The organism is Bacillus sp. SIMBA_026 (genome assembly GCF_046535335.1).
Classification (GTDB): Bacteria; Bacillota; Bacilli; order Bacillales; family Bacillaceae; genus Bacillus; species Bacillus velezensis.
The window spans coordinates 49,294-60,630 of record NZ_JAWRWX010000004.1 but is presented as its reverse complement, the minus strand read 5'-3'; the positions used below and the strand labels follow the sequence as shown (position 1 = coordinate 60,630).

Genomic DNA, 11,337 nt, shown 5'->3' with positions numbered 1-11,337 from the left:
AGTAGGATGATGAGATAATGAAACGTGCACGCATAATATACAATCCGACTTCAGGACGGGAGCTTTTTAAGAAAAATCTTGCCCAGGTCCTGCAAAAATTTGAACAAGCCGGTTATGAAACCTCCACCCATGCCACCACATGCGCGGGGGATGCCACCCACGCCGCAACAGAAGCCGCTTTGCGGGAGTTTGACCTGATTATCGCTGCCGGCGGAGACGGAACGATTAATGAAGTCGTCAACGGTCTTGCGCCGTTAGACAAACGCCCGACACTCGGCATCATTCCGGTCGGCACGACAAATGACTTCGCCAGAGCGCTGGGCATTCCGAGAGAGAATATACTGAATGCCGCTGATACCGTCATTAACGGCGTGGCCCGCCCGATCGACATCGGACAGGTGAACGGTCAGTACTTTATCAACATCGCCGGCGGAGGCCGTCTGACGGAGCTGACGTATGATGTGCCAAGCAAACTGAAAACGATGCTCGGCCAGCTTGCTTATTATTTAAAGGGAATGGAAATGCTGCCTTCACTTCGACCGACAGAAGTCGAGATTGAATATGACGGCAAGCTGTTTCAAGGCGAAATTATGCTGTTTTTAGTGACGCTGACCAACTCGGTCGGCGGATTCGAGAAGCTGGCCCCTGATTCAAGCCTGAATGACGGCATGTTTGATTTAATTATTTTGAAAAAAGCCAATCTCGCGGAGTTTATCAGAGTCGCGAGCATGGCGCTCAGAGGCGATCATATTAACGATCAGCACATTATTTACACAAAAGCGAACCGTGTGAAAGTCAATGTATCAGAAAAGATGCAGCTGAACCTGGACGGCGAATACGGCGGCATGCTGCCGGGCGAATTCGTGAATCTGTACCGGCATATTCACGTCATCATGCCGAAGGAGAAAGCGGAACAGCTGGATGACTAATACGCGGACAAAATCCTAAAACAGTATTCGTTTTAGGATTTTGTCATCTTTTCAGCGTGATCGGAAACCTTTGAAGGCTGACATTGAATTTGAAGGTTTGCCAGCACGCTGAAACAAGGCTATTGGTAAAACTAGAGGTGATTATAGATGAAAATGAAACCCCCGATAGAAAAAAATGAATACTATGACGTGACATTTGAGGATTTGACGCACGAAGGAGCGGGCGTCGCAAAGGTTGAGGGATTCCCGATCTTCGTGCCGAATGCCCTGCCTGAGGAAAAAGCGCAAATCAAAGTGACACGCGTCAAAAAAGGCTTCGCTTTCGGCCGCTTGATTGAACTGAAAGAAGAAAGCCCGCACAGAACGGATGCCCCGTGTCCGATCTACAAGCAATGCGGAGGCTGCCAGCTTCAGCACATGACCTATGAAGGCCAGCTCTTGTTTAAACAGAAACAAGTCAAAGACGTCTTAGAACGGATCGGCAAGCTGGATCTGTCCAATGTCACCGTGCACCCGACGCTCGGCATGGAAGACCCGTGGAACTACAGAAACAAAGCACAGGTGCCTGTCGGTGAAAGAGAAGGCGGACTCGTCGCCGGATTCTATCAGCAAAGAAGCCATGACATCATCGACATGAGCGCCTGCCTGATCCAGCAATCCAAAAACGACGAAGCCGTCCAAGCCGTCAAAGACATTTGCGCAGCATACGGTGTCAAAGCTTACAACGAAGAACGCCATAAAGGCTGGCTCCGTCACATTATGGTCAGATACGGCGTCGTCACGGGCGAAATGATGATCGTCTTCATCACAAGAACAAGCGATTTCCCGCACAAAGCGAAGATCATCGAAGACATTACGGCGCAATTCCCGCACGTGAAATCCATCGTGCAGAACATCAACCCAAACAAAACAAACGTGATCTTTGGGAACGAAACAAACGTCATCTGGGGCGAAGAATACATCTACGACCTCATCGGAGACGTCAAATTCGCCATCTCTGCCAGATCATTCTATCAGGTCAACCCAGAGCAAACAAAAGTGCTCTACGACAAAGCGCTTGAGTACGCGGAGCTTCAAGGGGAAGAAACCGTCATCGACGCCTACTGCGGCATCGGAACCATTTCTCTATTTCTGGCGAAGCAGGCGAAAAAAGTATACGGCGTCGAAATCGTGCCGGAAGCCATCGAGGATGCAAAACGCAACGCTGAGCTGAACGGCATCACAAACGCGGAATTCGCGGTCGGAGAAGCAGAAACCGTCATTCCAAAGTGGTACGAAGAAGGCATCACGGCCGACACCCTCGTCGTCGACCCGCCAAGAAAAGGCTGCGACGAAGCCCTCCTGCGGACGATCATTGAGATGAAACCGAAGCGGGTGGTGTACGTGTCCTGCAATCCAGGAACGCTTGCAAGAGACCTGCGGGTGCTTGAGGATGGCGGGTATCAGACGCTCGAAGTGCAGCCTGTGGATATGTTCCCGCATACGAATCATGTGGAGTGTGTGGCAAAGCTCGTATTGAAATAAAGCAGTGTTCTCTTTTTGAGAACGCTGCTTTTTATATTAATATGTGAAGAATCCTTTTTAATTATTAATTACAAAGGTTATATTAAAACAGATTAATTTGAAGAAAAATGGTATTCTCAATATAGCTCAATTTAGTTATTTTGAGCGGCGAATTTATAGAGATAACGCAAAAAGTTAATGAAAAGGTGAAACAATGATAGTTTATGAAGCTACAAAAGAAGAGTTTTTAAGTGATGTGTTTGACGATAAGTTGGTGATGAATATCTGTAAAAACTATAATGATAAGATTGGCAAAATCAATGAGAGAGAGGTTAGATCTTGGGATAACTCTATGCAGTATATGTATAGGGTATTAAGTGATAGAGAAATTCCTAAGGACGCAGGAATTGCTATTGAGTTCAAAATACCCCATACTTCAAAGCGTATTGATTTTCTTATATCTGGATCAGATAAGGATGATCGTTCATCTATTGTGATTGTGGAACTTAAACAATGGGAGAAAGTAGAGAAAATTGATAGTAAAGAGGCCATCGTTAAAACGTTTATAAATAAAGGAATTCGCGAAACAACCCATCCATCTTATCAAGCCTGGTCATACGCTTCGTTAATAAAGGATTACAATGAAAATGCGCAAAAAGAAGATATCAAGCTATATCCTTGTACATACTTACATAACTACTTGAATCAGGGTACAGACGATCCATTAACTGATTCAATATATGAATATTATATAAAAGAAGCTCCTGTTTTTATCAAAGGTGATTCAGGTAAGCTTCGTGATTTCATTAAAAAGTATATTAAATATGGAGACAACAAAGAAATCCTATATACAATAGATAAAGGAAGAATACGGCCTTCAAAGTCTCTTCAAGATTCGTTAAACAGTATGCTTCAAGGTAATCGAGAGTTTATGATGATTGATAATCAAAAAGTCGTGTATGAGACGGCTTTACATTTGGCGAATGAGGCATTACGTACAAACACTAAACAAGTTTTAGTTGTAGAAGGCGGGCCAGGTACAGGAAAATCTGTTCTTGCTGTAAATTTATTAGTAGAAGCAACAAACCGAAGTCTCGTTGCACAATATGTAACAAAAAATGCTGCTCCCAGAAATATATATGCTACTAAGTTAAAACAAAACTTTCGGAAAGGGCACATTGATAATTTATTTAAAGGATCGGGCAGTTATGTCAATGCTCCATCAGGTGAATTTGACGTTTTAATTGTTGATGAGGCGCATCGATTAAATGAGAAATCCGGTTTATTTAATAACCTTGGGGAAAATCAAATTAAGGAAATAATAAATGCTTCCAAACTTTCTGTTTTTTTCATAGATGAACATCAAAGAGTAACGTTAAAAGATATTGGTAGCACTGATACAATCCTTAAATTCTCAAAAGAATTAGATGCTCAGGTTACAAATATGAAACTGGATTCACAGTTTCGTTGCAATGGTTCAGATGTTTATATAAGCTGGTTAGATGATGTTCTTCAAATTCGGGAAACTGCGAATTCTAATTATATTGGAATGAACTACGATTTTCGTATATATAGAAATCCAAATGAATTGCGTAAACAGATAGAAGATCTGAATAGAGTTAATAATAAAGCTCGAATAGTTGCTGGTTACTGTTGGGATTGGGTGAAGGAAGGAAAAGCTAAAACAGAATTTCATGATATCGAGATTCCTGAATATCAATTCGGAATGAGTTGGAATTTAAATAACTCAGACACGTGGGCAATTGACGAAGATTCTATTAATGAAATAGGTTGTATACACACATGCCAAGGTTTGGAATTTGATTATGTAGGTGTAATTATAGGAAATGATCTAGTGTGCAGGGATGGAGTAGTATTGACTGATCATTCAAAGCGGGCGAAAACAGATACCTCCTTACGTGGTTTGAAGAAAATGCTAAAGCAAAATTCAGAAGAAGCTGAGAAGCTTGCAGACGAAATTATTCGCAACACATACAGAACTTTGATGACCCGGGGACAAAAAGGCTGTTTTATTTATTGTATAGACAAACAATTAGAAAATTACTTTTTTAAAAGGCTGAAACATATGCAAATGAATTACAAAGAGAATGAGTTCTTTAAGTCTTCATCAGTTGCTGAAGAAAAAGCCACATATAAGCACAAATGAAACCTTTTTTAATTATTTATTAAAACGGAATTGGGAAAAACATCACGCTATGATCTTGCACATTTAAAAAGCAGGGAGGCAAGATTTTGTGATAACTGTTAAAGGCTTTTTAACGAAATGCGACTAAATTTCTACCGTTTTTGCAGGAAAAGAAAAATCTATTTGTGTAGGAGATCCTTACAAAGCTCCTTAATAAAGTGGCGATTGTTAATGACTTGGGGAATGAAAGCATAATATTAACGTAAAACGATAAAAGGCTTCTTTTAAGAAGCCTTTTTATGTGCGTATATCTTCATAATAAAGATAATTATTTATAAAAAGATAATAAAGTTGGATAAAAATGAGGAAAATCCTGGCGGGAATGACGATATAAAGTTAGTGAACAACGGTATAGAATCTTACTTTTCGAGGTGAACAGAATGGGAGAAGAACAAGACATTATTACAGTAACGGATCTGCGCAAAAAATATGGATCATTTGAAGCAGTGAAAGGAGTATCCTTTTCTGTCAAACGCGGCGAGCTGTTTGCATTTCTGGGAACGAACGGTGCAGGGAAATCGACCACTATCGATATTCTCTGTACGCTGATTAAAAAGACATCCGGAAAAGTGGTAATAGACGGTTATACGCTTGGTGAGGGGAAAGAGAATAATCATATCCGCAAAAAGATCGGAGTTGTCTTCCAAGAGAGCATTTTGGATGAACGATTGACCGTTTATGAAAATATCATGAACCGCGGACAATATTATCATTTAAGCAAGGCACAAGTGCAAGAGAACTATCAGTTTGTAACAGACTATTTAAAATTGGATGATATTAAGGAGAAAAAATACAGCGATTTGTCAGGCGGACAAAGAAGAAGAGCTGATATTGCCCGTGCCATCATCCATAAACCGACTATATTATTTTTAGATGAGCCTACTACAGGTCTTGATCCGCAAACGAGAGTATTTGTTTGGAATGCGATTAAAAGGCTGCAAGAAGAAACAAACATGACGATCTTTTTAACGACCCATTACATGAAGGAGGCCGCTGTGGCTGATAACGTTGTGGTCATCAAAGAAGGACGTCTGATCGCAGAGGGTACACCGAGTCAGCTGAAAGATCAATATGCGTTTGACAGTCTGCATATGATGTTTAAGCAAGGCGTTGATCCGACTGCATGGTTTGAAAATAAACAACTGGATTTTACGGTTAAAAACTCTATTTATTCCCTTCGTGTAGAGTCCACTCTCCAAGCGTTTGACATTTTGAAAGGTCTTGAAGGAAAAATTGAATCTTTCGAGGTGATTAAAGGGAATATGGATGATGTGTTTATCCACATTATCGAAGAACAAGGAAGCAGTTTGCCAGTAAAGGGGAGCATTGCATAAATGAAGTCTTTATCCAGTTTAATCAGCAGAAATATAAAAATATACTTCCGTGATCGAACGCTTTTGCTACTTTCTTTGCTGTCAGTATTTATCGTCATTCTGTTATATGCCGTGTTCTTACAGCAGACACAGCTGGACGCCATTAAGGCCTTGGTCGGTTCGACAGATGATTCCAAAGCAATGGTGAACGAATGGATGGTGGCGGGATTGCTGTCCATTACAGCTGTGACAACGACTTTAGGCGCTTTCGGAATTATGGTGAAAGATAAAGAAAGCAAGAGAACGTATGACTTTTTAACAGCTCCTTTATCAAGGGCGACCATCCAATTGAGCTATGTCATTCATTCATTTGTCATCGGCTTGATCTTTTCTTTCATCGCCTTTTTAGGCTGTGAAATTTTTCTCGTTTCAACAGGCAGCAAGCTTTTAAGCGGAACAGATATACTTGAAGTATTGGGGATCATTATTCTTTCAGTTGCACTGTCAAGTTCCATAAATTTATTTTTAACGCTGTTTATTCACACACAAAATGCATTTTCGACGTTAAGTACGATTGTCGGAACAGCCATCGGTTTTTTATGCGGAGTATATGTGCCGATCGGCGGCGTACCGGTGTTTGTGCAGAAGATTATTATGTACTTCCCTATCAGCCACACCGCCGTTCTGTTCAGAAAAGCGTTTATGACAGACTCAGTTGATAAAGTATTTAAACATGCCTCTGCGGACCAAATACAGGAATATGAAAAGCATTACGGGATCGTCTACAAGTTAAACGGCCATTTTATCAGTACGGCAGCAAGCTTGTGGATCATTGTTATTACAGCCATCATATTTACCGTCATATCTATTTTCATATTTAAAAAACAAAATAAATGACCTCTTCAGACGATACATAACGATGTAACAGGCAGCATCCGTTTACTGGATGCTGCCTGTTTTGTTTATCATTATTCTTTTTGTGCTCAATTCTTAATTCCTCAAAGAGTTCTCGGATTTCTCTTAAAAAAGTGTTGAAGATATCTTTATTTACACTGTATCGGGCTGGTATATCTTGCGAATGAATCAGTTGACGTTTGGTGTCTTGAAGTGATAGAGAACCATGGTAGAGTCATCTAATATTTCTGCATAAAGATACATTTTTGCCCATTCACAAGGTATGATGTCATTTAATTTCTTACTAATAAGCTGATACAAATCTTGCATTTTTTTAGTTTCCAACCTTTTTGCCTTCAATTGTCGAGAAATCCTAGTTATAAAAAATAGCCCAGAAAAGAAGTGCTGAGCATTAATGATTTATAGACCGAAGTAGTTTATTACAAATTCTTTGTCGTCCTCATCTTCAGGCAAAATCCCCAAGTTTTGATATTCCCATACCACTTGCCGTTGTGTTCCGTTTAAGTCTGAGGCGATGACATCGGTGTAATCGTAGTCTATTGAGAATTTTCCAGTATTCTCTAGTTTAAGCGTTAAATTGGTCCAAATATCTTGGTTGTTTGCTTTAAATTCTTCTCTTAACTCCTCGAATAACTCTTGAAGTTCAATTAATAAACTCACGTATATTTTTTTACTAACATCGAATTGTTTCGGTATATCATGAGAATAGATATTCTCTTCACTTTGTGGTGTATTGAAGAAAAAGTAAACTTCTGATGAGTCATCTAATATTTCCGCATAAAGAATGATTTTTGTCCATTCAGATGGAATCATTTCATTAAGCTGTTCTGCTATTTGTTGATATAACTGTCCCATTTTCTCAGTTTCCATAGGTTTAACCTCCAGCTTGGTTTTTTATTGTCACGAATTTTGTTTTATTGCCAATCGTATATTCGATTATGAATTTTGTAGGTCTTAAAGAGTCACCTTTATATAGAGATTCTATGTTAACATTAACTCTTTTAGGAGGTTCTTCTTTAAGAGCCTTTGCCCATTCTTGCTCCATTTCATACCATCTGCCGCCGCTCCTATTAATCTGAGAATTCATCGGCACGATATTGTCGAATTGGCCTGAGCCTTTGAATTGGGTGGCGATTAGGTGGCCTCCGTCGTCATCTGTCAGGCGGTCTGGTTTACCTGCTTTTGACTGTGCATATTGGTTGCGTTTTGCTTCTCCCAGCTGCAAGTCTGCTTTGACACTTGTAATTCTACCATAGTTGTCAGTCGTGTACGTGTAGCCTTCTTTTGTTTTGTAGATGACATTCGGCTTCAATACTTTCTTTCTGGTCCATTTCGCAAAATGCTCGCCGTATTTAACCGTTACCGGCGGTACATGCGGTGCCGGTGTCCGTCTGCCGCTTGCGGAGGTTCCGTACGGTTTCGGCAGGATGACCTTGGCGAATTTCTGAAGTCCTTCTTTAAGTGTGACCCCGTTGACTGCGTTGTAAGGAACGCCCGCCGGCACTAAGTCATGACGCGGATGATACGGGAGAATATCAGCCAGGGTGAGATCTCCAATTTGATTTAGCTTGGTTTTGACACGTTTTTTTGATACTTCAATGCCTGTGTTTACTTTTTGTTTGATGTGATCAACGGTTTGTTTTGAGACCGTTATCGCTTTTTGTGCTGTGGCGGATTTGCTTGCTGCTGTTTTGACTTTGGTTGTCACTTTGGCGGCTGTGCCTGTTTTTGAGACGGCGCCGACGCCTTTTGTGCCGACAACTGATGTCACAACGGTGCCCACTGCATATGACACCCATCTTGCTCTGGAGTAGGTGTCGCCATTCACCATGTCTTTTTGGTACGATTCTTCGATTGCCGCTGAAATCGCTTCATACGTTTTGATCGGGTGAGCCACCGCTCCTGTAATGGCTTCAACCGTTCCGCCCGGATCTGTGAGCATATCCCACAGGCCTGTGACCGCGTCTTTTCCGGAATCATAAAGGCCGACGGCAACGCCTTTGAAACCGTCTGTAAGTTCACGCGTGTTTTCAATTTGAGTGAAGTAGCGCTGCTGTTCTTTTGTCAGGTTTTTATAGCCGATTGTTTTGGCCATTGAGTAGAATTCATCGGCATTCGCATAATCGTAGTTTTTCAGTCTTTCTTTCAGTTTTTCAATCTCCCGCTCTTTCGCTTCTTCCTTTTTAATCGTCAAATAAGCATCCGAATGTCTTGCAATCTCGCCTTTTTTCTTATGGATGTCGCTTTCTCGGTACGCCTTGGCATTGTAGTGAAGCGGCGTGGCGTTTTTTCCTTTACCTGTGGCGTTTTGGAGCTGTTGGAAGTCAGCTTGAATGAACTGTTCGTTCGCTTCGGTTTCTGCGTATTCCTTCGTTAGATCGTGATCAAGCTTGCCGAGTTTATGTATCGTTTCGCTTCTTTTTTTGTCAGCTGAAGAAAGCTTCTGTTCTGTGCTTTCGGTTGAAAACAATTCGAGCGAGATAATGTCATCGATCTCTCCGAGGATGGAGCGCATGTCCTTTTTTTGTCCTTCCATAATGGCCTTTGATTTACTGAGGGCGTGGGTGAGCTCATGCTCCAGAAATGATTCCTCCACATGCGAATTGGAAAGTCCGGCATCTTCGACCTTGCCGGGAAGGCTTGTGAGAAATGCGATTTTCATATCGATCAGATCAAGCCAGCTGTCTGTGACGCCGGCGTGGTCCTTGAAAAAAGCTTTGATGTTGTCTGCGCCCCGGCCGGAGAAATCATTGTCACCGAGATCAGCCATACCTTGAAACGCTTTTTTCAGATTGACCATCTGACCGCGCAGTTCTTTATATTCACTCGCGCGCTGTTTGGTGGCGGCCAGCAGGCTGTTTGCTTCAAAAACTTTCATGACCATATCCTTTCTTTTGTTCGATATCAAAATTTTACCACGTGAGTCAGGATATACAGTGTAGGAAATAGGTAATAAGAATAAAATGAATCTTTTGGCTTGCGACTTCCTTCCTGTATGAAGGGAGGCTTTTTATGTTTTGTACAATAACCCTCAAATTCGGCTTACTGCGCTCCGGTGATTTTAAGCGTGCCTGTTTTTTCTAATGTCTTACACTCGAAACAACCCAACCGCTGAGGTATAATAGAAGCAGAGTATTTATCATACAGATTCAATTCGTGAAAGAGAGTGGAACAAAATGGGCCGTAAGTGGAACAACATTAAAGAAAAGAAAGCATCAAAGGACGCAAATACGAGCCGGATTTACGCGAAGTTCGGCCGTGAGATTTATGTGGCGGCAAAACAAGGCGAGCCAGATCCGGAATCGAACCAGGCGTTAAAAGTGGTGCTTGAGCGCGCGAAGACGTACAGTGTGCCGAAAAATATTATTGAGCGTGCGATTGAAAAGGCGAAAGGCGGCGCGGAGGAGAACTTTGACGAGCTGCGTTACGAAGGTTTCGGGCCGAACGGTTCAATGATCATCGTTGATGCGTTAACGAATAATGTAAACCGCACGGCGCCTGAAGTGCGTGCCGCATTCGGGAAAAACGGCGGAAATATGGGGGTGAGCGGGTCTGTCGCTTACATGTTCGATGCGACTGCCGTTATCGGCGTTGAAGGCAAGACGGCGGATGAAGCATTGGAATTGCTGATGGAAGCTGATGTGGACGTGCGCGATATTTTAGAAGAGGATGACAGTGTTATCGTATATGCCGAGCCTGATCAATTCCATGCGGTGCAGGAGGCATTCAAAAATGCCGGCGTTGAAGAGTTCACGGTTGCGGAGCTGACGATGCTTGCGCAAAATGAAGTCGAGCTTCCGGAAGATGCGAAAGCTCAATTTGAAAAGCTGATCGATGTGCTGGAAGACCTCGAAGACGTACAGCAGGTTTATCACAATGTAGATTTAGGCGAATAAAGACAAAAAGGCCGGGGCGGCATAAGTTCCGGCCTTTTTATTTTGCTTATGCGGTCGGCCTGTATCGAATTTCTCCGTAAGCAATTATTGATTATTTCGCCAAAACTGGGCGGATGCCCATACGTTTCCTTCCGGATGTCATAAACTGGACTGTAACCTATGTGAAGGAGCGATAAATCATGAATGAAAGAAGACCGATTTACGGCGGAGGCTTTGGCGGCGGCTATGGAGGCTTCGGAGGCTACCCGGGGTACGGTTTTGGCGGCTACGGAGGCTACGGAGGATATCCGGGACATGGTTTCGGCGGAGGCTACGGATACCCGGGATACGGTTTTGGCGGTTACGGCGGTTACGGCGGTTTTGGCGGCTACGGCGGCTACGGAGGCTTCGGGGGATATCCGGGGTACGGTTTCGGCGGCTATGGCGGAGGCTACGGCGGCTACCCGTTCCATCATCATCATCGGGACAGCCAATATATCTGATCATTCGGGAAAAAGCACTCTTGGAACAGCAAGAGTGCTCTTCTCATGTTATTGCAGCTGTGTTACGATTGGAGCAAAATCATCAAGTACATA

General features: G+C 42.5%; 8 protein-coding genes and 2 pseudogenes. 7 read left to right on the top strand and 3 right to left on the bottom strand.

Annotated elements, in window-relative coordinates; all coding sequences use genetic code 11:
- Nucleotides 1–17: 17 nt before the first annotated feature.
- From SB847_RS18565 to SB847_RS18545, 5 genes are all read left to right on the top strand, one after another.
- The gene (locus SB847_RS18565; protein WP_007609891.1) at nucleotides 18–929 is read left to right on the top strand and encodes a diacylglycerol kinase; all 912 of its coding nucleotides are present in this window, start codon (nucleotides 18–20) and stop codon (nucleotides 927–929) included.
- A 147-nt stretch (nucleotides 930–1,076) separates the two neighbouring features.
- A complete protein-coding gene (gene rlmD / locus SB847_RS18560; RefSeq protein ID WP_410564938.1) occupies nucleotides 1,077–2,453 on the top strand; it encodes a 23S rRNA (uracil(1939)-C(5))-methyltransferase RlmD in 1,377 nt (458 codons plus the stop codon).
- Between the two features lie 193 nt (nucleotides 2,454–2,646).
- Entirely contained in the window at nucleotides 2,647–4,599 is a 1,953-nt protein-coding gene (locus tag SB847_RS18555) for a DNA/RNA helicase domain-containing protein (RefSeq protein ID WP_410564935.1), read from the top strand.
- 419 nt (nucleotides 4,600–5,018) lie between these two features.
- On the top strand, nucleotides 5,019–5,972 hold the full coding sequence (locus SB847_RS18550; RefSeq protein ID WP_410564932.1) for an ABC transporter ATP-binding protein: 954 nt from the start codon (nucleotides 5,019–5,021) through the stop codon (nucleotides 5,970–5,972).
- Nucleotides 5,973–6,848: an ABC transporter permease gene (locus SB847_RS18545; protein WP_007609910.1), complete on the top strand. Its 876-nt coding sequence runs from the start codon at nucleotides 5,973–5,975 to the stop codon at nucleotides 6,846–6,848. It begins immediately after the preceding gene.
- Between the two features lie 67 nt (nucleotides 6,849–6,915).
- Here SB847_RS18545 and SB847_RS18540 read toward each other — a convergent pair.
- The 3 genes and pseudogenes from SB847_RS18540 to SB847_RS18530 all read right to left on the bottom strand — a co-directional run.
- Nucleotides 6,916–7,175, bottom strand: a pseudogene (locus SB847_RS18540) (TIGR01741 family protein); the annotation flags it as partial.
- A gap of 90 nt (nucleotides 7,176–7,265) precedes the next feature.
- Nucleotides 7,266–7,736, bottom strand: a complete 471-nt coding sequence (locus tag SB847_RS18535; RefSeq protein WP_410564928.1) for an antitoxin YezG family protein — start codon at nucleotides 7,734–7,736, stop codon at nucleotides 7,266–7,268.
- 4 nt (nucleotides 7,737–7,740) lie between these two features.
- Nucleotides 7,741–9,744, bottom strand: a complete 2,004-nt coding sequence (locus SB847_RS18530; protein WP_410564926.1) for a T7SS effector LXG polymorphic toxin — start codon at nucleotides 9,742–9,744, stop codon at nucleotides 7,741–7,743.
- 298 nt (nucleotides 9,745–10,042) lie between these two features.
- On the opposite strand from SB847_RS18530, the gene SB847_RS18525 reads away from it, so the two are divergent.
- The gene (locus SB847_RS18525) at nucleotides 10,043–10,762 is read left to right on the top strand and encodes a YebC/PmpR family DNA-binding transcriptional regulator (RefSeq protein WP_003155709.1); all 720 of its coding nucleotides are present in this window, start codon (nucleotides 10,043–10,045) and stop codon (nucleotides 10,760–10,762) included.
- Between the two features lie 323 nt (nucleotides 10,763–11,085).
- Nucleotides 11,086–11,199 (top strand): annotated as a pseudogene (locus tag SB847_RS18520) (hypothetical protein); the annotation flags it as partial.
- Between the last annotated feature and the right edge of the window lie 138 nt (nucleotides 11,200–11,337).

Bases quoted from the DNA above. Each gene is read 5' to 3' on its own strand.
- SB847_RS18565 (WP_007609891.1), top strand. From the start codon at position 18: ATGAAACGTGCACGCATAATATACAATCCGACTTCAGGACGGGAGCTT.
- rlmD (WP_410564938.1), top strand. From the start codon at position 1,077: ATGAAAATGAAACCCCCGATAGAAAAAAATGAATACTATGACGTGACA.
- SB847_RS18555 (WP_410564935.1), top strand. From the start codon at position 2,647: ATGATAGTTTATGAAGCTACAAAAGAAGAGTTTTTAAGTGATGTGTTT.
- SB847_RS18550 (WP_410564932.1), top strand. From the start codon at position 5,019: ATGGGAGAAGAACAAGACATTATTACAGTAACGGATCTGCGCAAAAAA.
- SB847_RS18545 (WP_007609910.1), top strand. From the start codon at position 5,973: ATGAAGTCTTTATCCAGTTTAATCAGCAGAAATATAAAAATATACTTC.
- SB847_RS18535 (WP_410564928.1), bottom strand. From the start codon at position 7,736: ATGGAAACTGAGAAAATGGGACAGTTATATCAACAAATAGCAGAACAG.
- SB847_RS18530 (WP_410564926.1), bottom strand. From the start codon at position 9,744: ATGAAAGTTTTTGAAGCAAACAGCCTGCTGGCCGCCACCAAACAGCGC.
- SB847_RS18525 (WP_003155709.1), top strand. From the start codon at position 10,043: ATGGGCCGTAAGTGGAACAACATTAAAGAAAAGAAAGCATCAAAGGAC.